Here is a 20,402-nt window from a genome sequence, read left to right as displayed (position 1 = left end):
AATTCATTTTTAAAGTATATCATCTTCAATTAAGTCGTTTTGGAATTCTTTCATATTTACCAACGGATTTAGAATATTGCTTATTACCGGTTTAGCTCTCATAACATTTTGTATGCTTATTTCTGCTTTTTGTCCGTGTTTGAGTATAGAAATACTCCCTGTACCACCTATAGCACAGCTTGCTGTACTTGTTTCAATGAGTACTTTACCTTGATTACTAAGAGTTACTTTTTTATAAAAATTTTGCCATTCTGTAATTACAGCCTGGCATGGCAGATAGTCATTGCCAGATGGCTGTTTTTTGCATTTTCCAAAAGTATTTGCTTTTAATGTTTTGCCAATATCTTTAGTGTTAGCGATAAGTTTTTTGTCTGCATTTTTATCATTTGCAAAATGTTTGCTTTGCGATCTTACTTCTAGTATGTCAGTTGTGGGTTCTACACTAAATTGGCATCTACATGTAGCACCATGTACTACAACATGTTTTTGGCTCATAATTAAATTTTTAATTGTAAATAAAATCTTATATAAAACGAATATATGAAATTTATTAAAATGAAATAAATTACTTACAAAAAAAATTTTTATAAAGAAGAAAAAACAAAAACCACCCAAACCAACACCCAAAAACAAACCCCCAACCCCAATAATATACGCTTATAACATTTGAAACCCATATTTTCAGAAACGAAAATTTACGGTTGGGTATTGAAAAATGATTCTTCGGTGAGTAAAAAAAATAGTGAAGCGTTTAATTGGGCAATTTTGCAGAACAAATACTTTAATCCAATTTTATGATTCCACCACTTACTATAATAGCTGCTACCAACTTTTCGGCTATAGCAAATAATGCGGTTAATTATGCTGCGGGACTTGCAAAAGCTACTGGGGCAAAATTAGTTCTATTTAATTCGTTTTCCTTGAGCGTGCACAGCGCTAATTCGCACATAACTGCAGACGCCATGCAGAAACAAATCGAGAAAGCTACTTCGAGACTTGAAACTTTAGGGAAAGAAATTGCCGATCTGTTTAAAATCGAGGTGAATTCGATCTGTAATTTCTCCTTTTTAGAAGACGAACTTCCATCTATAATTTCTCAAACTGAAGCCAGTTTAGTAGTAATGGGAATGGCAGAACGTTCTTTTGAGCAGGAATTGCTAGGAAATACCACAACATCAATCATTAAGAATTTAAATATTCCAGTTTTAGCAGTTCCAGAAAAAGCTCGCTTTGAAAATGTACAAAGAGTACTTTACGCGTGCGATGCTTTAGGTTTTTCGGCTATTAAAAAGTTCAGCTGGATGAAAAGAGTAATCGGAAATCTTGGGGCTGAAATTGAATTTTTCAGTGTTGATGAGAAATTGGATGCCCTTAAAGAAGAACAGAATAGAATTTTATTAAACTCAACGCTCGAAAAAGAGTTTGAAGAAGTGAAATATCTCTATAAAACAGTCCGCTCAAATGCTGTGATTAATGAGATAAAGAAAGAAATTAAAAGTTATGAAGCTGATATTTTAGTTATGGTACCCCAAAAATATGGTTTTTGGGATTCTCTGGTTCATAAAAGTAAAACCAGAATAATGGCAGCAGGATTAGACATCCCATTATTATCGTTTCCGAATTATTAGTGTTATTTTTGTACCCGTTAAAAATTCCAAACAAATGAATGCAGTTATAACAGCTATAGGTGGTTTTGTACCATCATCAATCCTAACCAATAAAAAAATTTCAGAAACCGTTGATACATCAGAAGAATGGATCGAAAAACGAACTGGAATAAAAGAACGTAGAATTGCAGATTGTAATACGGCAACCTCAGACCTTGCCAGTGCTGCAATTGAGAACCTTTTAGAAAATTATAATGTAGACCGTCTAGAGGTTGAAGCTTTGCTTGTGGCAACAGCAACTCCCGATCATATTTTGGCACCAACTGCTAGTATTGTGTGCGAAAAAAGCGGTCTTGCAAATGCTTTCGGATTTGACATGAATGCGGCTTGCAGCGGCTTTTTATATGCGCTGGAAATGGGAGCAAATATGATCGAAAGCGGACGTTATTCTAAAATAATTGTCGTTGGAGCAGATAAAATGAGCTCGATCGTAGATTATGAAGACAGAAATACGTGTATTCTTTTTGGTGATGGAGCAGGAGCAGTTTTGTTAGAAAAAACAGAATCGGATAACGGATTAATGAAAACTATTTTGAAGACAGACGGAAGCGGAACATCTTCATTATTAGTGCCTTCAGGAGGATCTAGAAATCCAACTTCAATGCAGAGCCTTTTGCACAGAACCAATTATTTAAAACAAGAAGGTGCTTTTGTTTTTAAGAAAGCAGTTGCCTCTATGAGTCAGGTTTCGCAAGATGCTTTGGCTAAAAATGAATTACACGCAGAACAAATTGACTGGGTAATTCCGCATCAAGCTAATTTAAGAATCATAAACGCAGTAAGCGAAAGCCTTAATATCGATTCTGAAAAAGTAAAAGTGAATATTCACCGTTACGGAAACACAACATCTGCAACAGTTCCGTTGTGTTTATGGGATTTTAAAGAAGACTTTAAACCAGGTCAGAACTTATTGATTACTACATTTGGCGCAGGATTTTCGTGGGGAGCAACTTGTTTAAAATGGGGTGTTATGCGCGAAAAGAAAGCCGTTAAAACTATTAAGACAGTAACTGTAAACGAGAATGTTTTAGTGGAGCATTAATGCAATAACAGCATCTGCTCGAAAAGTTATATTTAATGGGAAGACAAAAACAAAATAAAAAATCAGGAAAGAATTTTTTCTATAAATACTACAGAATTATAGTAATTCCAGCTGTTTTTTTAGTGTATTTGTCTTCCTATTACTTTTTAAATCCTTATAGAAATTTTGAAGATCAAGGTTTGCTGGACTTAGATCAGACTTTCGATATTTTCATTATTCTGCTGTATTGCGCGATACTTACCGAGCTTACGCTTTTTGTCGGCAGAAGATTAAATTATTATATACGCTGGGACCAAAACCCTGCTTTTAGGGCAATAGCACAATTTATATGTCTAATTGCCGGGAATATTCTTTTAAATTATCTTTTTTTCTGCCTGTGGGATTATCTATATCCGCGAATAGATTTTGAAGAAAATGAATTGGTTATCATTTGGCAGTCAAAAATTATGGCAGCTATTATTTCTCTTTTTATAAGTGCCATTCATACGGGAATATTTTTACTGAACAGATGGCGTTTAAACTCTGAAGAAACAGCCGAATTAAAAATTAAAGCATCGGAGCTGCAGGAAGCGGTTACGAGATCTGAACTCGAATCTTTAAAATTGCAGTTAGATCCGCATTTTATCTTCAATAATTTCAGTACGCTGACGGAGTTAATTTATGAAAATCAAGACGAAGCCGCCTCTTTTTTAGAAAATATTACAAGGGTTTATCGTTACATGATTTCTAACTTGAATAAAGATACCATAAGTGTAAAAGAAGAAATAGAGTTTTTAAACGCCTATTTTTATCTTTTGAAGAAAAGACTTGGAGAAAAAATCGATTTAAAAATACAGGTTGATCAATCTTGTATGGGACTTCATTTACCACCTTTGACTTTGCAATTACTGGTTGAAAATGCTGTAAAACATAATATGGCGACTTTAGCTTGTCCGCTTACAATTTTGGTATATTCCGATTTGAAAGATATTATAGTTCGAAATAACTTGCAGCGAACTGCTGGAAAAAGCCTGACTTCTACCAAAATTGGAAATAAAAACATAGAATTTCGGTATAAAATATTATTTGACCGAATGCCAGATTTTTGCGAGTCTAACGGAAATTATTATGCACGTCTGCCATTAATTTAGAGGAAGGAATATGAAGATTTTAATTGTAGAAGATGAAAGTATAAACGCCAACCGTTTAAAAAGACTGCTCGAGGAATTGGAACCCAATTGTGAAATTCTAGGAATCATCGATACGGTTGTAGATACTGTGGCTTGGCTCAAATCAAATCCTGCTCCAGATATAATTACTATGGATATTCGATTGGCAGACGGATTAAGCTTTTCTATTTTTGAAGAAATCAACATTACTTGTCCAGTTATTTTTACGACGGCTTATGATGAATATGCCATTCGAGCTTTTAAGGTAAACAGCATAGATTATTTGATGAAACCAATTGAAAAAAGCGAACTGGAATATGCTTTAAGCAAATTCAAATCTTTAGCCCAAAAAGAAATTGGCGTTCCTAATATTGCCGGAATCATAAAAGAGCTGATTCACAAACCCAAATACAGATTACGCTTTTTGGTGACTTATCGTGACGGCTATAAAAGCGTAGATGTTTCGGATATTGATTTTGTGTATTCTGAGTTTAAAACGAGTAATTTGTTTCTAAAATCGGGAGTAGTAATTGCTATTCCGCAGACCATGGAAGAATTGGAACATGAATTAGATCCGAATATCTTTTTTAGGGCCAACAGAAAGGTTTTTATTCGTGCAGAAAGCATTTATTCTATTGCCAATTATTTCAATTCCAAACTTAAAATTCAATTGAAATTAGATCCAGAACGCGAAGTAATTATCAGCAGGGAAAAAACACCTTTTTTTAAGCAGTGGATGGATAGGTGATTTTTTTAAGGTTCTGAGGGACTAAGGTTCTAAGATTCTGAGGTTCTGAGGTTCAAAGAGGCAGAGCGGCAAAGGTTCAAAGGTTTATGAATTTAACTCTTTAGTTTGGGATAGCTTTTTTTAGATAGATTTGTTTGGAAGTGGTTTCATTTTCCTCGAAATCAAATTTTTCATACCCATTAGATTCTAAAGTTTCTTTTAGAACAACATCAAATTCAAATAGTTTTACCCAGATTAAATCGTTTTTTCTTTGTTTTGCAATTACTTCTGCGCGATCTGTAAGTAGTAGAATTTCTTCTGGGTTTGAATAAATAATATATTCCACACAAATTGGTTTTTCTGCTTTGATACTTTCATTAAAAATCCTGGAAGAGTTTAATTGTAGGAAAGATGATGGATTTTCATTTTCATACACCATCAAAACTTCAATATTAAAATCATTTTGAACTTTAAAAAGTTCTGAAATAGAAAGGTTTTTAGCAGCGAATCTTTCTCCTTCTTCATCTGATGGAAATAAAGCAGCATAAAACTTTTGAGCCTGGCTTTCCATCCAAGAAGCCGTTTCCATTATGATAACTACAAATTGCGCTTTTTTAGACATGATTTCTTTTATTTATATACTTGAATTGTTATTTAGCAAAACTGCTATAATTTGTTTTATAAATAAAGGTTTAAAAGTCTGATATGTTGGTCAGAAAGTCAGTTTGAATCTAATTGTTGATTCGGTATTCTAAGGGAGAAATTCCAGTTTGGGTTTTAAAGAATTTTCCAAAAACAGATTGATTGGAAAAGTTTAAAGTATCACTTATTTGATTAATGGTTAATGATTTATTATGAAGTAAAACTTTAGCTTCGAGAATTACCATATTATCAATCCATTCGCGTGTCGTTTTACCACTGTTGTTTTTAATTACTTCAGAAAGATATTTTCGAGTCACATTTAAATGATCTGCATAATATGTGGGAGATCGATGTTTTGTAAAATCTTTCGCTACAAGCTCTTTAAACTTTTCGAACAAAGGATTTTGGATTTCTTTATTGGAAAAAGCTTTTTTTATAGTATCCAGTTCAAATATGAGAATGTACAAATAACTTCTCAAAATAGAAGCTTGATGAAAATGTTCGAAGCTGACTGTTTCTTTAATTAAATTAAAAAGCTTTTCGAATTTTGGTTTTGTTTTTTTCTCCAAAGGAAATACATGCATATCGCTGTTTTCGAAAAAATCAAATTGAGAAAGAAAGAAGATATTACTCTGGCTTTCGAGAAAAAACTCAGGTTTAAAAAATATAATATCCATTAAAATTTCTTCGCTGTTTTTGGTAAAACTTCTAATAACATTTGGACCAATCGCAAGCATTGCAGGCGCTTCAATAACAATTTTATCCAGTCGGGTCTGCATTATAATGCTCCCTTTCTTAAGAAATTCAATTGCGTAACTTTCTGCACGATAGGGAACATCTATATAAGGATGATCTTGAATCTGCACATAGAAATAGTCTTTTGGATTAATTTCGTGTGTAAACAAACTTTTATGATGTTCGAGTGAATAAGTGCTGATTTTGCTCATTTCTATGAAGCTTTGCCGGGATTTTACTTTGCATTCAAATATAATTAATGATTTGATTAGAATGGCACTAAAATCTGGTCAGAATTGACTACTAAAATGAAGGAATAAAGAAAATTATTATTTAATAAAATTTTAGTATAAAATGTCGCTTTTTCTTATATTTGATTAAGGAAGCTGGCAGATTATAATCTATAACCGAAATCATTATAATTTTGAATTGTTTAGATTTTGAAGTACTGCCAAATATTTTAATAACTTATAGCATAAACATACCTTAAATCGATAACCTATAAAGTTCTAAACGAAACGTCTAGACATTACAAGCAGCAATGGAGTTAATACATAATTTAGAGCTTTTTCAAACCGTTTTTAACTCTGTGCCAAATGGTATTGTAGTTCTAAAGTCTTTGTATAATGATGAAGGCCGAGTAAAAGATTTTTCAATTGTTTTACTCAATACTTATATGTTTAACTGGATTGAAGATTCTGGCTATCAAGATAAAAATTACAGCGAAATTTTTCCTAACGTAAACAGAAGCGATATTTTTCAAAAGTTTATCGAAACAGCCGAAACCGGCCTGACTGCCAGTTTTGAGCAGTGGTACGAAAGTGATGAAACCATACACTGGTTTAAATTTACTGCCACAAAACAAGGGGAGTTACTTGTAGTTACCACAGAGGATATTACAGAAAAAAGACAGGCAGAAATAGCCTTAAATAATGCACTTACTGCTGCTGAGAAACAAAAACGTCTATACGATTCTGTTATAAATAATACACCAGATTTGGTATATGTTTTTGATCTCAACTATAAATTTACTTATGCCAATAAAGCTTTATTGACAATGTGGGGGAAATCTGCAGAAGATTCTATTGGTCTGGGTTTAAGAGAAAATGGTTATGAAGAATGGCATGCCTTGATGCACGAAAGGGAAATTGATTTTGTAGCCGCTGAAAAAAGATCCATTCGAGGAACAGTGTCTTTTCCTCATGCAGAACTAGGAAAGCGTATTTATGACTATATTTTTGCCCCAGTTTTTAACGAAAAAGGCGAAGTTGAAGCCATTGCAGGAACAACCAGAGATATAACGGAAATAAAACAGGCAGAAGAAAAACGTCAGCAAAGCGAAAATAGGTTTCGCCATATGATTGAGCAGTCGCCAATAGCAATGTTACTGTCTAGAGGAGAGGAAGTTATTATTGAAACAATTAATAAGCCGATGCTCAAATTCATGAACAAAACCAATCCAGATGAGGTACTCGGAAAAAAAATGATTGATGCCTTACCAGAACTTTTAGGACAGCCAGCACTTCAAACTGTTATTAATGTTCAAAAAACAGGAGTTCCTTTTCGTGGAGAAGAGCAGCCTGTAGATTTAGTAATAGATGGTATTCTGGAACGTCGATATTTCAATTTTTCTTATGATTGTATTAAAGATTCAGATGGGAATTCGGCGGTTTTACATGTTGCATTGGACGTAACAGAGCAAGTACTTTCCAGAAGAAAACTAGAAGACAGCGAAAGCAGATTAAAATCTATGATCGATCAGACCCCATCTCCAACATTAGTATTAAAAGGAGACGATTTGGTTATTGAGCAGATTAATAAACACATGCTTGAACTAATTGGTCGCGGATACGAAATTATTGGTATGCCATTAATTGCCGTTCTTCCTGAGCTTGAGGGACAATACGTGTGGGAACAGGTTAAAAATGTGTATTTTAAAGGAATCCCTTTTGATCAAAGTGAAGTGCTTGTTGTGCATAACCGCACTGGTCAATTAGGAAAATACTATTATAATTTAGCATATCGTCCTTTGCTGGAAAATGGGCAGATAACAGGAATGATCCAGGTTGCAATAGATGTTACACAGCAAGTTACAGCCAGACAAAAAATGGAAGAAAGCGAAAGCCGTTTTCGAGCTTTAGTAAATGCAGCCTCAAATGTAGTATATCAAATAGATGCCGATTGGAGAATCATGCGAAGTCTTGATGGAGGAGGTTCTCTTTCTGATTCTGAAGAACCTGTATCAAAATGGTTAGAACATTTTATTCATCAAAATGATCGTGAAAAGGTAATGAACCTTATCGCTAAATCTATTGCGGAGAAAAGTATATTCGAACTTGAACATAGAACTATTGCGCCAGATGGTACTGTAGGCTGGACGTTTTCGAGAGTAGTTCCAATATTAGACGATCAAAATAATATAATTGAGTGGTTTGGTGCTGCGAGTGATATTACTTCGCAAAAAGAGCTGCAACAGGTTATCAAAGAAAGTGAAGAGAAATTCAGGCAGCTTGCAGATCTTGTTCCTCAAATTATCTGGACTGGTAATCCAGATGGTTATATAGATTATTACAATAGACGCTGGTATGAATACACTGGTTTTGAAGTAGATGAATATGGAGATCTAAGCTGGGTGCCAAAAATACATCCAGATGATGTGACATTTGTTCTCGAGAATTGGTATCAAAGTGTTCAATCGGGGAGTTTTTATCAAACAGAATTCCGATTGAAAAATGGGAACACCGGAGAATATCGATGGTTTTTAAGTAAAGCTGTTCCAATTAAAGAAAAAACTGGAGTCATTAGTAAATGGTTTGGTACTTGTACCGATATTCATGAACAAAAGACAATCACAGAAAAATTAGAATTTTTAGTAGCAGACCGCACCAAGGAATTACAGCGTTCTAACGAAGATTTACAGCAGTTTGCCCATGTCGCTTCGCACGATTTAAAGGAACCAGTTAGAAAAATTAAGACATTTGTGGGCCGACTTGAAGATCATTTACAAGATCAGTTAGATGAGCCTGCGTCTAAATATATTAGCAGAATTAATGTAGCGGCAGAGCGTATGTTTAATATGATCGATGGTGTATTAGCATATTCTAAAATCAATGCAGATTCACAGAAAACGGCATTAGTAGATTTAAATGAAGTTATAAAAAATATCGAAACAGATTTAGAAGTTTCACTGCAGAGAACAGGCGGAAAAATCTATCATGACAATCTTCCAGTTTTAGAAGGAGCATTGGTTTTACTTTATCAGCTTTTTTACAATCTCATCAATAATTCTATTAAATTTGCAAAAGAAGGTACGCCCCCAGAAATAAAAATTTCTTCAGAAAAAATTATTAAATTAGATAAAAATTGGGTTGTAATTACACTAGAGGACAACGGAATAGGGTTTGATGAGAGTCAAGCCGAAAGAATATTTGAGACATTTACCCGTTTAAATTCTAAAGACAGCTACGAAGGTACAGGTTTAGGACTGTCACTTTGTAAAAAAATTGCAGAACGCCATGGCGGCACAATTAGTGCTGATGGTACTGTAGGTAAAGGAGCTGTATTTGTTATTACATTGCCATTTGAGCAAAATGAGAATGATATTTAATATTAAAGAAATGGATCAAAAAATAATTTTACTGGCTGATGACGATATGGATGACACAGAAATGTTCTGTGAAGCATTAGCAGATATCGATGAAAGTATAATATGTCATTGCGCTGTGAATGGCAGCGATGCTTTGAGAATACTGGACGGACTGAAAGAACTTCCAAGTGTCATTTTTCTAGACTTAAACATGCCAATAATGAATGGATGGGATTGTCTTATGCACTTAAAATCAGATAGCCGTTATAAAGACATACACGTTATCATGATCTCAACTTCATCCCATAAAAATGATCTTGAGACCGCATCAAAATTAGGTGCAGTTTGTTATTTTGTCAAACCAAATAGTTTTAGTGATTTAAAACACGTTCTCCGTTCCATTACCTCAAATATTGATAATGGACTTAAAGATGTAGTTGTAACTCTACAAGAAAATGGTTTTAAACATGTTTTTAATTGTGACGATAATAATTTGTAAATTTTAATATTTCCGTACAAAATATAATTAGCTCATTTGCTGTTCACTAGCTGCTGTGTCTAATTCAGTATTATCTAATTCGATATCAGATTGGGTAGTAGTTTCAATTTTATCATCCCAATGTCCCCAATCTCCGCGATAAGATCTTGTGAATACCAATTCGTCATTGTCTCCTTTAGACAGAATTGTAGTGCATATAAAGTTTCTTTTACTATTGTTGATTACGGGAGTTTCCATGGCTGTAAAATATTAAGTTAAGTATGTCAAAAGTAAAAAGACCTTAGACGAATTAGTTACATAATAATTGTAATTTGTTATCAAATTATCACATAACCTTCTTTTAATCAATAGTTTTATGTAAACTGAATCGCACTATTTTTATCCTCAAAATTAATTTAGATTATAAAAAACACTTTTAGTTAAAATAAATACAAAATAGTATGTATTTTTGTTGCCAAAATAGAACAACAAGCAGTTGAAAAGGGTAATTATAATAGCACTTTCGATTTTAATCTTATCGCCATCATTTGGCAGCTTGTTCGTATATGCTTCATTTAAAATCAATCAGAAAGAAATAGCTAAAACAATTTGTGTACAACGTAAACTGGCATTTAATAGTTGTAATGGCCGATGCGAACTTCAAAAAAGCATCAAAAAATACTCTGATAACGAAAGAAAAATGCAGGACAGCCTAAAAGACAAATTAGAGCTAATTTACGTTCAAAGCACTCCAGAAATTAGCTTTGACATTGTTCCCGTTATTGAATCAAAAGAAAATACTTCTACTTTATTCGAAAAGAAACCAATTTCGGCTTCTAATCTTACTTTTCACCCTCCAGTCTAGTTATTTATATCAATATTTCAGTTTTAATTTTGTTTAGAAATTATATCATTATTCATATTTAATGATATAAAACACTTGTGGTAGTATTTTTCATATGATATGAATTTTACAATTGAGTTTTTAACGAACACGTACATCTGCAAATATTATTTTCTACAGAAATCATTGATCTCTATTCAATAATTGAATAAATATACCCTGAAATGTATTATTTCAATTAAAAAACACATTCAAACTTCACAGCACTTTCGCTTTTTTGATTTTCGAAATCTGACTGCTTTATGCTGTGTTTTAAACAGTTTTCTAACATTCATTACAATGAAATCTTTTAAATTTTTAGTCATTGCACTATTGTGTGTAATTACCTCCTGTACAATCGATAAAACAGATTACGAAGCTGAAATAGGGTCTCAAGTTCCAGAATATTATGAGTTTAAAGAAGCGGTTTCATTTACAAGCGGTCTTTATAAGATAAGTATTGAAGCTTTAAACGGGACATTTTATAAAGGGTATAATGAACTTCATTTGAAAATTACAAATACGCAGACCAATCAAAATGTAAGCGCATCTGAAGTAACTTTTTTACCCATCATGAGTAATACAGATGGAAGCAAAACGTCATGTCCGCATGAGTATAATCTGCAATACGATATGGCTAATAAATATTTCGCTGGATATTCTGTATTTACAAATGAAAGCGCCACAACAAACAGCTGGAAACTGTATGTGAGTTTTATTGCCGATAATCAGAAATATGAAGTGACTAAAGACATTTCGGTTGAAAAGCAAAGCAATAAAAACCTCAATATGACCAGCTTTACAGGAAAAGATGACGAGCAATATGTGATTGCATTAATTTCGCCGCAAAAACCTACCGTTTCTGAAAATAAATTAGTTGCAGGTATTTACAAATACAATAAACCAGCTAATGCAGGTGGAACTTTTCCAGATCCTTCGCAATTTTCTTATTCAGAAGTGAGTGGTTATACTTTAAAATTAGATCCAAGAATGCCAGAGCCTTCAATGGGAAATCATTCTTCGCCCAATAATCAGGATTTGACACAGCAAAATGACGGTTTGTATCACGGAGTTGTGAATTATACGATGACGGGAAACTGGACTTTGAATTTAATAATGATGAATCAAAATGGGTTGATCATAAAAGGAACTGTCGTTCCAACAGATTTTACGCCTGGAGTTGAAGGTGTGAAAAGTGAACTTTATATTGATACATTATTTTAAAAACATGAAATATATAGTAATGTTACTTTTTTTAGGAATGTCTGTAACTGCTCAAAATGTGCACGTTCATCACGACAGCATAAAAAACTTAGAAGAAGTACAAGTAAAAAACGCAGCCAAAAAGAAAATCGAGACCGAAATGAAAATGGCGGTTTCAGTTGACGAATTTTTGTCATCATCAGATAATATTAGTTTTATAAAACGCGGTGCTTACGCGTGGGAACCGCTGCTCAATAATATGAGTTCCGAACGTTCTACCGTTACAATTGACGGAATGCACGTTTTTGGAGCTTGTACGGATAAAATGGACCCAATAACGTCTTATGTAGAGAGTAATAATCTTTCTACCATTGACATAAAATCAGGGCAGGAAGGAAGCCTACACGGTGCAACTGTTGCGGGAAGTATCGATTTAAAAAGAAAAAGCACTCCTTTTGGTCTCGCTAAAAAGTGGAATGGAGTCTACCAAAGCGGATTCGAATTTAATAACAAACAGTTTTTTAATCTTGGAAATGTAGCTTATTCTGGAGAAAAGTTTGTGGCAGAAGGAAGCATCTCTTATCGAAAAGCTGATGATTATTATGATGGAAATAATGATGAAGTCAAACATTCACAATATAAAAAATTCAACACCTCATTAGGTTTTGCTTATAAAACAACTGATTTATCCTCAGTAAGATTGGATGCGATTTTTGATATGGCAAAAGATGTTGGATATCCAGCGCTGCCAATGGATTTATCGCTTTCGCGTGCTCTTATCACATCGGCTTCTTATAAGCAATTATTTGAAGAAGGTTTAATAAAAGTTGTAGATACAAAGATTTATTTCAACGCAATCGAGCATTATATGGACGATACCACTCGTCCCGAAAATCTAGTTCATATGGATATGCCGGGATGGAGCACGACTTATGGTCTGGTTTCTAAAGCAAATGCAAAAAAAGGTAGTTATTCTTCTGAAATACAGTTGAATGCTTACAATAATTTGTCAATTGCAGAAATGCGAATGTATCCGCAGGATCGAAGCAAAAGAACCATGTTTGCTTACAGCTGGCCGTGGGTAACGACGCGATATGCAGGACTTTCGATGAATAATTCTTGGGATCTTTCAGAGAAAAGCCAGGTAAATTTAGGAGGTTCTTTAGGCGTAAATTACAATTATTCCAAATATGTAGAGTTCAACTGGATTTTTCATCCTGGAGCACCTCAGGAAAAAACAAGATTTCTGCCAAGTTTACATGCAGGTTATAATCTGGATGTTGATCATTTTAATTTTTCTGTAGGAACAGGTTACGGACATCGAGCGCCTTCTGTTTCTGAAGGTTACGGTTACTATATCTATAATAGTTTTGATCGTTACGATTATATCGGAAATCCTAATTTGAAAAATGAGATTTCATACGAAGGAAATGCAAGTGCAGGTTTTAAAAACGAAAGGTTAAGTATTCAAGGAAAAATAAATTACTTCTACATTGAAAATTACATCATTGGAAGAATTTTAAGCATGGGAAGTCCGATGAATTATCAGTCCGTTGGAGTAAAAGGTTATACCTCTCTAGATTATGCAACGCTTTTGAATATGTCTATGAATGCCAGTTATGATATTTTACCGCATCTGCATTGGAAAGGAACGCTGACTTATGCACGCGGAATGGATGACAAAGGAGGAAATCTGCCTTTTATTCGTCCGTTGAGTTATCAGACTTCGCTTCATTTTATGCATAAAAATTTCGGAATTCAAACTTCTGTAAATGGTGATTTCGAGCAAATTAATTACAGCCCAGAATATGGGGAGGACTTGACATCTGCTTACACAATATGGAATATTTCTGCCGATTATTCTTTTAAAATCAATAAAGTAAAAAGCGTTGTGCAGGTTGGAGCAGAAAATTTATTAAATGAATATTACAGCACTTATGCAGACTGGGGAAATATTCCGAGAATGGGACGTAATGTTTTCACCTCTTTAAAATTCAATTTCTAATAAAAATGAAAAAAGTTTTTAGTTTCACAATGACAATGCTGTTTCTGCTGGTTTCTTTCCAGCAGGCATTGATTATTGTACACTTTAAACTGAATCAGAAGAACATAGAGCAAGAGTTTTGTGTCAACAAAGCCAAACCAGAACTGCAATGCCATGGTAAATGTCATTTAAAGAAAGAATTAGAAAAATCAGATAACAACGATTTGGAACTTACGAGTATCGGTAAGAAAATCGATATCACTTTAATATCTAATTTCGAATTTACAGTTCCAGTTCTAAAAATTATAAATTCTAGTAAAATATTAATTTATAAAGAATTGGGTTTGTTAGAACCTTGTCTCGAAATTTTTGTACCGCCACCTATTTTATTTGGTATTACCTAATCTCATTAATAAAAATAGAAATACAAAAATTAAATTAAAAGAAAATGCAAAATTTTAAAAAATACTTATTACTATCAATCGCTTCATTGGCATTTGTATCGTGTTCAAGTGATGATGATAATCCTGTTGCAAACAATGTAACGTTAGAATTCAATAATACATTTAAGAATACGACTATTGTTTTAGGTGCTGCGGCTTCAACTTCTGCAACGACAAATACTTCTGCGGCTGGGCAGGTACATCATTTTTCAGAATTAAAATATGTAATTAGTAATATCCGTCTTGTAAAAGATAACGGAGATGAAGTTCCATACAATGTAAATGATTTGGATAAAGGCGCAACAGTTATCGATCAATCAAAAACGGCGACATTAAGTTATGTTTTGAGTAATGTGCCATCTGCAACTTATAAGCAGATTAAATTTGGTTTGGGTATTAAACCAGAGCAAAACACTTTAGACCAAGCAAGATTTCCAAATTTCTATGCTGCAGCTGGCGCTAACGATACCGCAATGATGTGGGAGTGGGGAAGCGGCTACCGTTTTACAAAAGTAGAAGGCTTTTATGATACTGATAATAAAACAATGTCTATTCACACCGGAAGCACTGTACAGGGAACTGCAGGCAGTTATACGCAAGGTGTAAATGCTTATAGAGATATTACATTAAACTTGACAACAAATGCAGTTGTTGGAAGCAAAGCTCCGAAAATCAAAATTAAAGCTGATTTTGATAAAATGCTAAGTGGAAAAACAAATACAATTACGCTATCCACAGGAACTGGAGATGCCGATAACGCAACTCCAAATATTCATACAGCAGCTCAAATGGTAAAATTTGTTGATAATTTCGGAGGAAATGGCTCAAGCGATATTACAGGAATGTTTTCTGTAACAGGTGTAGAAAACTAAAATCATATTTTCAGAACCGTCTTAATTTAAGAATTGGCGGTTCTGTTTTAAATTATTTATAATGAAAAAAATAGCCGGCTTCATATCTCTATTATTATTGTTTGCGTCATGTAACAGCGATGATTCGGATATGATTTCTATTGATAATCCTGAAATTTCGCTGAATATTCCGTCTGGATTTCCAGAACTCAATAGTTTTGTAAGTCTAAACAAGCCGACAAAATACGGTGTGGAATTAGGTGAAAAGCTTTTCTCAGAAAAAAGATTCAGCGCAGATAATACCATTTCCTGCTCAAGCTGTCATATTCAGGCAAATGCTTTTACAGACCAGCATGCACAAGCAGTTGGAATTGAAGGCAGAATTGGACTTCGCAATACGCCATCCATTCAAAATTTGGCTTTTATGAAATTTTACAATTGGGATGGAAGTAAACTGCAGCTGGAAACGCAAACGTTAGTGCCTATTATAACGCACGAAGAAATGGATTCCTCTATTTTAGAAGTTATAGGTAAAATTAAAGATGATGCCGTTTATAAAGATTTGTTCCGAAAAGCCTTTGGAGATGAGAATGTTACTCCTGAAAGGATTTATAAAAGTATTGCACAATTTGAATACACTTTAATTTCTGCTAACAGCAAATATGATAAAGTAAAACGAAATACGGCATCTTTTACAGAAAGCGAATTACAGGGTTATCAAACCTTTCAGCAAAAATGCGCGAGCTGTCATAGTTCAGAATTGTTTACAGATCAGAGTTTTAGAAATATTGGTTTTCCTTTAAACACCGATACCAATGAAGCAGGGCGTGGCAGGGTTACTGGAATTGCTGCTGATTTTATGAGTTTTCGTGTGCCGACGTTAAGAAATATAGAATATACAGCTCCTTATGGAAGTTTTGGACAATTTGCAACTTTAGAATCTGTTTTGGATTATTTTGATAATGGCGTTTTAGATGCTGAAAATCTGGATCCAATTTTTAAAGAAAATGGCAAACGAATTCCGCTTACTGAACAAGAAAAAATCAATCTTATTGCTTTTATGAAAACCTTAAGTGATACTGATTTTATCAAGAACTAACTGCATTTAGATTTCGAAAAGAATGAAAAAGCTAGACTGAAAAGTTTAGCTTTTTTTATTTAAATATTGAAAATCAATTATTTGTTTTGTTTTTTAATGCCTTTTTTTGTGCTGTAATTACTATGGTTTTCATATAAAAACTAATTTATTAGTTAAAAAACTAAAGAATTAGTTTGTCTACTAATTAATTAGTAGTATCTTGCATCAAAATATTCAACCATGATAAAATTAGCCAAAAGAGAAGAACAGATCATGCAGGTTTTTTGGGATCTGAATAAAGCCTTTATAAGAGATATTATTCCATTGCTGCCAGATCCAAAGCCACATTACAACAGTGTAGCCACAATTGTGAAGATACTTGCAGAAAAAGGATTTTTGAATTATGAAACTGCTGGAAATATGCATTGCTTTTTTCCAATAATCAGCAGGGAAGAATACCAGCAATTTGCTTTGAAAGATATTGTAAGTCAGTATTTTGATAATTCGTATCCGAGAATGCTTGCCTTTTTTGCAAAAGAACAAAAGCTTTCAGAAAAGGAATTGGATGAAATCGTCAGCATCATTAAAAAAGAAAAAATATGATACCTTATATTTTATATACAGCACTTATTCTTTCAGCTTGCTTTGCGTTTTACAAACTGCTTTTGCAAAAAGAAACTTTTTTTCATTTAAACAGATATATATTGTTGTCTTGTATGGTACTGGCTTTTATTCTGCCATTAGTTCCAGTTCCTCAGCAATTGTCTTTTAGAAAAATTGATGCCGAAAAGAACATTACACTTGTCAAAGCTCCAGTTGAAAATCTTACTTCAACAGCAGTAAAAGAGCCTACAGTTCAGCCAACACTTACAGAACAGACAAAACAAGTAATCAATGTTGATGTCTTATTAAAGTGTTTGGTGTATTTGTACTGGTTTGGAGTCGTAATATTTGGACTTAATTTTTTAATGCAGGCTGTTATATTACTATTTAGGGCCAATTCTAAATCGGTTATTCAAGATGGTAAATTTCGTATTGTGGAAATAACAGGAGATAAAGCTCCGTGCTCTTTCGGCAATAATATTTTTATTAATCCTGAAAAATACGAATGGGAAACCTACAGCCAGATTTTGCTTCATGAAAAAATTCATATCGAACAGAAACACACTATCGATCTGCTGCTTGCCGAGATTGTTCTGATCTTTCAATGGTTTAATCCTTTTGCTTGGCAATGGAGAAAAGCCCTAGAGACCAATCTAGAATTTTTAACAGACGATCAAATGCTACAACAAGATAACGTTGAAAAAGAAAGTTATCAGTTCAGCTTACTGCAGGTTGCTGCGCCGCAATTTCCATTGAGTCTTACAACCAATTATAATCAATCATTATTAAAAAAACGAATCATCATGATGAACTCAAAAAAATCAAATGTGCACACCACTTGGAAATATTTTTTCCTAGTGCCGCTAATGGTGCTTTTTGCCTGCCTTTTTAATCAACCGGCAGCGCAGAGTCAAACCCTAAATTCTAAAGGGGAAGCACAAAAAGAAACAGCCATTCAAAACGGAATGAAAACAGACGGAAACTGGTTTGCTACCATTAAAGGCAATTCTTTAGAAATCAATTTTAAAAGTGATGAGAATAATTCTTCCAGTACTTTTCAATTGAGTGAAATCAGTAATCTTCCTAGAGACAAACAGGGAGAATTTACATTGACGCGTGAAGCAGGAACGATGTATTTTACAGGAAAATTTGAAGGAGACAGAGGAATGGGAACTTATAAATTTACTGCAAACAAAGATTACAGCACAGCAATGCGCAAAGAAGGAGTAGAGCTTGCAAATGATAATGATCTTTTGGTTTTCTTTATGATAAACGTGAAAGTGTCTTACGTACAGATGCTTAAGAAAAATGGTTATACCGATTTAGACAAAGATCAAGTTATTCCCCTAGCGGCTTTAGATGTAAATGAAGCTTATATTGCTTCTATAAGAAAAGCAATTCCAGAGATTGATTTAGACAATCTTGTTCCTTTCAAATCATTAGGAATAGATAAAGCTTTTATTGAAGAAATACGCAGTTCTGGGTATAAAGATGTTAGTCCAGGTAATATTATTGCATTAAAATCGCAGGGAATTGATGCCAAATATATTAGTGATTTTCGCTCTGCTAAAAATAATAACGATAGCAATGATAAAGAAGTTAGCAGCAATAATAATGACAACGATAATAGCGACGATGATATTATTGCATTTAAAGCATTAAATATTGATAAAGCATATGTGGAGTCTTTTAAAAAGCTGGGATATAAAAATATCTCAAACAGTGATCTTATTGGTATGAAATCACTGAATGTAACTCCAGAGTACGTAAAAAGTTTTCAGAATGCTGGTTTTCAAAACATAGAGGCAGAAAATCTGATCGCTTTGAAATCACAAGATATAACGCCAGATTTAGTAAAAGAATATAAAAGTCTTGGTTTTGAAGATCTAAATTTAGAAGATATCGTTGGAGCAAAAGCAACAGGCACCACACCATCTTATATCAAATCAATGAAAGCAAAAGGCCATAATTTTAAAAGCCTGGACCGATATGTTGCATTGAAAGCTCTTGCTAATAATTAAAAGAAAACTAATTATTTGAATGAGTTAAAAAACTCAAGTTGTAAGACAAAATAAAGCCCAAACTGAATAGGAATGGGCTTTTTTATTTATTAAATTATTGAAGCTTTATTGCTGATTCACTTCCGTTCTGCTTTTTAATTTTTGAATAATTTCTATTGATCTTTTTTCAAAAATAGATTGGTCTACAGGTACAACAACCGATTGAAATAACTGCATCAATTCATCAGAATGATTGGCTGTTTTTTGGGTTTGAAGATTGAAATGCACAAACTTTATCCATAAAACAGATTTTAGTTCGGTTTCACTTTCGTTCCACATTTTCATCTCAACCAGCAGGAAATTATCCGTATATTGAATTAATTGCGAATCAATTAAAACCGTTTCCATTGTAAATGCTGGTTTTATATAACTTATTTGATTTGATGCCACAACCCAGCTGAGACCTGTTTTTTTCATGTATTTAAAAATATCAAGGTCATAATGCTCTGCGATTTGATCTTCTCTCACATTAATAAAGTACTCTAGATACTTCGAGTTATTTAAATGATTAAAAGGATCACAATCCTGAAATCTAACTTTTCTTTTTGTCTTTAATATTTTTTCCATTTTATAAATGTATTACATCAAATACCGATCGGTATTTGAAAGGTTAAAAAATTTTTATTTGGTAATAGCGGCAATTATAGTACTGTCTATAAAGTCCATAGCATTGGCTATGTAACTTTCATCGTTATGGGTAAATGCTAGAAGTGAACTTCCTTCAATGAGGGATAGAATTATTTTGGAATATTTAACCGGATCTGTATTTTCATTAATTTGATTAGCAGTGATTCCATCATTAATAATAGTAGTAAGACCGATAATAAATTTTTGAGATAATTGCTGTGCGGCCTTAAACAATAACGGATTAATAAATTTTGTATCTATTCCTGCTCTCAGCATCGGACATCCGCCTCTGTCTTTCACTAATTCATAATAACTGCGCTGATAATTGGTTACGGCATAAAGTTTATTTATACTGCCTTCTGTAGCAGCGACTAATGTAAACAAAGGAGTTATTGCTGCATTTATATTGTAGCGAAAAGCTTGTAATGCTAAATCTTCTTTATTAGAAAAATTACAATATATAGCGCCTTTCGTAAGTCCAGTTGCATTTGTAATGTCTGTAAGACTGGTTCCAACATATCCTTGTTTGTTGAAAACTGGGGAAACTTTTTCTAATATAAACTCAGAAGTATTCATGATTTTTTAAGTTGAATTAAAATTCTCAGTAAATATAACAATAAATACCGATCGGTATTTAAAAGGTTT

Annotated in this window: 20 protein-coding genes; 14 read left to right on the top strand and 6 right to left on the bottom strand. The window is 33.3% G+C overall.

The features are described 5' to 3' along the window. Window positions 1-9: 9 nt before the first annotated feature. On the bottom strand, window positions 10-495 hold the full coding sequence (locus ASE40_RS16690; RefSeq protein ID WP_057119813.1) for a DUF4280 domain-containing protein: 486 nt from the start codon (window positions 493-495) through the stop codon (window positions 10-12). A gap of 299 nt (window positions 496-794) precedes the next feature. Between ASE40_RS16690 and ASE40_RS16685 the strand changes: the two genes are divergently transcribed. Genes ASE40_RS16685 through ASE40_RS16670 form a run of 4 tightly spaced genes read left to right on the top strand, consistent with a single transcriptional unit; the run spans window position 795 to window position 4,605 of the window. Next, window positions 795-1,628 (top strand): universal stress protein, encoded by an 834-nt coding sequence (locus tag ASE40_RS16685; RefSeq protein ID WP_057118265.1) that lies wholly within the window; start codon window positions 795-797, stop codon window positions 1,626-1,628. Window positions 1,629-1,662: 34 nt separating this feature from the next. Further along, complete coding sequence (locus ASE40_RS16680) at window positions 1,663-2,709, top strand: beta-ketoacyl-ACP synthase III (protein WP_057118264.1); 1,047 nt, start codon at window positions 1,663-1,665, stop codon at window positions 2,707-2,709. Between the two features lie 35 nt (window positions 2,710-2,744). Then, on the top strand, window positions 2,745-3,839 hold the full coding sequence (locus tag ASE40_RS16675) for a sensor histidine kinase (protein WP_057118263.1): 1,095 nt from the start codon (window positions 2,745-2,747) through the stop codon (window positions 3,837-3,839). A gap of 10 nt (window positions 3,840-3,849) precedes the next feature. Beyond that, window positions 3,850-4,605, top strand: a complete 756-nt coding sequence (locus tag ASE40_RS16670) for a LytR/AlgR family response regulator transcription factor (protein WP_057118262.1) — start codon at window positions 3,850-3,852, stop codon at window positions 4,603-4,605. 100 nt (window positions 4,606-4,705) lie between these two features. Here the strand turns inward: ASE40_RS16670 and ASE40_RS16665 are convergent, their stop codons facing one another. Both ASE40_RS16665 and ASE40_RS16660 read right to left on the bottom strand, forming a co-directional pair. Further along, entirely contained in the window at window positions 4,706-5,206 is a 501-nt protein-coding gene (locus ASE40_RS16665; RefSeq protein WP_057118261.1) for a hypothetical protein, read from the bottom strand. Window positions 5,207-5,315: 109 nt separating this feature from the next. Then, window positions 5,316-6,173 carry a helix-turn-helix domain-containing protein gene (locus ASE40_RS16660; protein WP_057118260.1) on the bottom strand — a complete coding sequence of 286 codons (858 nt, stop codon included), beginning with the start codon at window positions 6,171-6,173 and terminating at the stop codon, window positions 5,316-5,318. Window positions 6,174-6,502: 329 nt separating this feature from the next. Between ASE40_RS16660 and ASE40_RS16655 the strand changes: the two genes are divergently transcribed. Then, complete coding sequence (locus ASE40_RS16655; protein ID WP_082586825.1) at window positions 6,503-9,568, top strand: PAS domain-containing sensor histidine kinase; 3,066 nt, start codon at window positions 6,503-6,505, stop codon at window positions 9,566-9,568. A 10-nt stretch (window positions 9,569-9,578) separates the two neighbouring features. Continuing rightward, window positions 9,579-10,046: a response regulator gene (locus ASE40_RS16650; RefSeq protein ID WP_057119811.1), complete on the top strand. Its 468-nt coding sequence runs from the start codon at window positions 9,579-9,581 to the stop codon at window positions 10,044-10,046. A gap of 27 nt (window positions 10,047-10,073) precedes the next feature. On the opposite strand, the gene ASE40_RS16645 is transcribed toward ASE40_RS16650, so the two are convergent. Then, a complete protein-coding gene (locus tag ASE40_RS16645; protein WP_057118259.1) occupies window positions 10,074-10,283 on the bottom strand; it encodes a hypothetical protein in 210 nt (69 codons plus the stop codon). 238 nt (window positions 10,284-10,521) lie between these two features. Between ASE40_RS16645 and ASE40_RS16640 the strand changes: the two genes are divergently transcribed. From ASE40_RS16640 to ASE40_RS16605, 8 genes are all read left to right on the top strand, one after another. Then, entirely contained in the window at window positions 10,522-10,890 is a 369-nt protein-coding gene (locus ASE40_RS16640; RefSeq protein WP_057118258.1) for a hypothetical protein, read from the top strand. A 318-nt stretch (window positions 10,891-11,208) separates the two neighbouring features. Next, window positions 11,209-12,132 carry a hypothetical protein gene (locus ASE40_RS16635; protein WP_057118257.1) on the top strand — a complete coding sequence of 308 codons (924 nt, stop codon included), beginning with the start codon at window positions 11,209-11,211 and terminating at the stop codon, window positions 12,130-12,132. Window positions 12,133-12,136: 4 nt separating this feature from the next. Continuing rightward, window positions 12,137-14,116: a TonB-dependent receptor plug domain-containing protein gene (locus tag ASE40_RS16630; RefSeq protein ID WP_057118256.1), complete on the top strand. Its 1,980-nt coding sequence runs from the start codon at window positions 12,137-12,139 to the stop codon at window positions 14,114-14,116. A 5-nt stretch (window positions 14,117-14,121) separates the two neighbouring features. After that, the gene (locus ASE40_RS16625; protein ID WP_057118255.1) at window positions 14,122-14,499 is read left to right on the top strand and encodes a hypothetical protein; all 378 of its coding nucleotides are present in this window, start codon (window positions 14,122-14,124) and stop codon (window positions 14,497-14,499) included. A 44-nt stretch (window positions 14,500-14,543) separates the two neighbouring features. Next, the gene (locus ASE40_RS16620; RefSeq protein ID WP_057118254.1) at window positions 14,544-15,410 is read left to right on the top strand and encodes an MbnP family protein; all 867 of its coding nucleotides are present in this window, start codon (window positions 14,544-14,546) and stop codon (window positions 15,408-15,410) included. A gap of 61 nt (window positions 15,411-15,471) precedes the next feature. Further along, the gene (locus ASE40_RS16615; RefSeq protein ID WP_057118253.1) at window positions 15,472-16,488 is read left to right on the top strand and encodes a cytochrome-c peroxidase; all 1,017 of its coding nucleotides are present in this window, start codon (window positions 15,472-15,474) and stop codon (window positions 16,486-16,488) included. A gap of 219 nt (window positions 16,489-16,707) precedes the next feature. Continuing rightward, window positions 16,708-17,070, top strand: a complete 363-nt coding sequence (locus ASE40_RS16610) for a BlaI/MecI/CopY family transcriptional regulator (RefSeq protein ID WP_057118251.1) — start codon at window positions 16,708-16,710, stop codon at window positions 17,068-17,070. Continuing rightward, window positions 17,067-19,091, top strand: coding sequence for a M56 family metallopeptidase (locus ASE40_RS16605; RefSeq protein WP_057118249.1), 2,025 nt, complete (start codon window positions 17,067-17,069; stop codon window positions 19,089-19,091). Before ASE40_RS16610 ends, ASE40_RS16605 begins: the two co-directional genes overlap by 4 nt. Before the next feature lie 105 nt (window positions 19,092-19,196). Here the strand turns inward: ASE40_RS16605 and ASE40_RS16600 are convergent, their stop codons facing one another. Together ASE40_RS16600 and ASE40_RS16595 are read right to left on the bottom strand one after the other, a co-directional pair. Beyond that, window positions 19,197-19,697 (bottom strand): acyl-CoA thioesterase, encoded by a 501-nt coding sequence (locus ASE40_RS16600; RefSeq protein ID WP_057118247.1) that lies wholly within the window; start codon window positions 19,695-19,697, stop codon window positions 19,197-19,199. A 54-nt stretch (window positions 19,698-19,751) separates the two neighbouring features. After that, a complete protein-coding gene (locus ASE40_RS16595) occupies window positions 19,752-20,333 on the bottom strand; it encodes a TetR/AcrR family transcriptional regulator (RefSeq protein WP_057118246.1) in 582 nt (193 codons plus the stop codon). Between the last annotated feature and the right edge of the window lie 69 nt (window positions 20,334-20,402).

The organism is Flavobacterium sp. Root935, assembly GCF_001429295.1.
Classification (GTDB): domain Bacteria; phylum Bacteroidota; class Bacteroidia; order Flavobacteriales; family Flavobacteriaceae; genus Flavobacterium.
Note: the sequence above shows the minus strand (reverse complement) of the source record. Positions and strands in the feature narration are given on the sequence as shown.

What these genes read in the sequence shown, in the direction of transcription:
- ASE40_RS16690 (WP_057119813.1), bottom strand. Translation starts at nt 495, where the DNA reads ATGAGCCAAAAACATGTTGTAGTACATGGTGCTACATGTAGATGCCAA.
- ASE40_RS16685 (WP_057118265.1), top strand. Translation starts at nt 795, where the DNA reads ATGATTCCACCACTTACTATAATAGCTGCTACCAACTTTTCGGCTATA.
- ASE40_RS16680 (WP_057118264.1), top strand. Translation starts at nt 1,663, where the DNA reads ATGAATGCAGTTATAACAGCTATAGGTGGTTTTGTACCATCATCAATC.
- ASE40_RS16675 (WP_057118263.1), top strand. Translation starts at nt 2,745, where the DNA reads ATGGGAAGACAAAAACAAAATAAAAAATCAGGAAAGAATTTTTTCTAT.
- ASE40_RS16670 (WP_057118262.1), top strand. Translation starts at nt 3,850, where the DNA reads ATGAAGATTTTAATTGTAGAAGATGAAAGTATAAACGCCAACCGTTTA.
- ASE40_RS16665 (WP_057118261.1), bottom strand. Translation starts at nt 5,206, where the DNA reads ATGTCTAAAAAAGCGCAATTTGTAGTTATCATAATGGAAACGGCTTCT.
- ASE40_RS16660 (WP_057118260.1), bottom strand. Translation starts at nt 6,173, where the DNA reads ATGAGCAAAATCAGCACTTATTCACTCGAACATCATAAAAGTTTGTTT.
- ASE40_RS16655 (WP_082586825.1), top strand. Translation starts at nt 6,503, where the DNA reads ATGGAGTTAATACATAATTTAGAGCTTTTTCAAACCGTTTTTAACTCT.
- ASE40_RS16650 (WP_057119811.1), top strand. Translation starts at nt 9,579, where the DNA reads ATGGATCAAAAAATAATTTTACTGGCTGATGACGATATGGATGACACA.
- ASE40_RS16645 (WP_057118259.1), bottom strand. Translation starts at nt 10,283, where the DNA reads ATGGAAACTCCCGTAATCAACAATAGTAAAAGAAACTTTATATGCACT.
- ASE40_RS16635 (WP_057118257.1), top strand. Translation starts at nt 11,209, where the DNA reads ATGAAATCTTTTAAATTTTTAGTCATTGCACTATTGTGTGTAATTACC.
- ASE40_RS16630 (WP_057118256.1), top strand. Translation starts at nt 12,137, where the DNA reads ATGAAATATATAGTAATGTTACTTTTTTTAGGAATGTCTGTAACTGCT.
- ASE40_RS16625 (WP_057118255.1), top strand. Translation starts at nt 14,122, where the DNA reads ATGAAAAAAGTTTTTAGTTTCACAATGACAATGCTGTTTCTGCTGGTT.
- ASE40_RS16620 (WP_057118254.1), top strand. Translation starts at nt 14,544, where the DNA reads ATGCAAAATTTTAAAAAATACTTATTACTATCAATCGCTTCATTGGCA.
- ASE40_RS16615 (WP_057118253.1), top strand. Translation starts at nt 15,472, where the DNA reads ATGAAAAAAATAGCCGGCTTCATATCTCTATTATTATTGTTTGCGTCA.
- ASE40_RS16610 (WP_057118251.1), top strand. Translation starts at nt 16,708, where the DNA reads ATGATAAAATTAGCCAAAAGAGAAGAACAGATCATGCAGGTTTTTTGG.
- ASE40_RS16605 (WP_057118249.1), top strand. Translation starts at nt 17,067, where the DNA reads ATGATACCTTATATTTTATATACAGCACTTATTCTTTCAGCTTGCTTT.
- ASE40_RS16600 (WP_057118247.1), bottom strand. Translation starts at nt 19,697, where the DNA reads ATGGAAAAAATATTAAAGACAAAAAGAAAAGTTAGATTTCAGGATTGT.
- ASE40_RS16595 (WP_057118246.1), bottom strand. Translation starts at nt 20,333, where the DNA reads ATGAATACTTCTGAGTTTATATTAGAAAAAGTTTCCCCAGTTTTCAAC.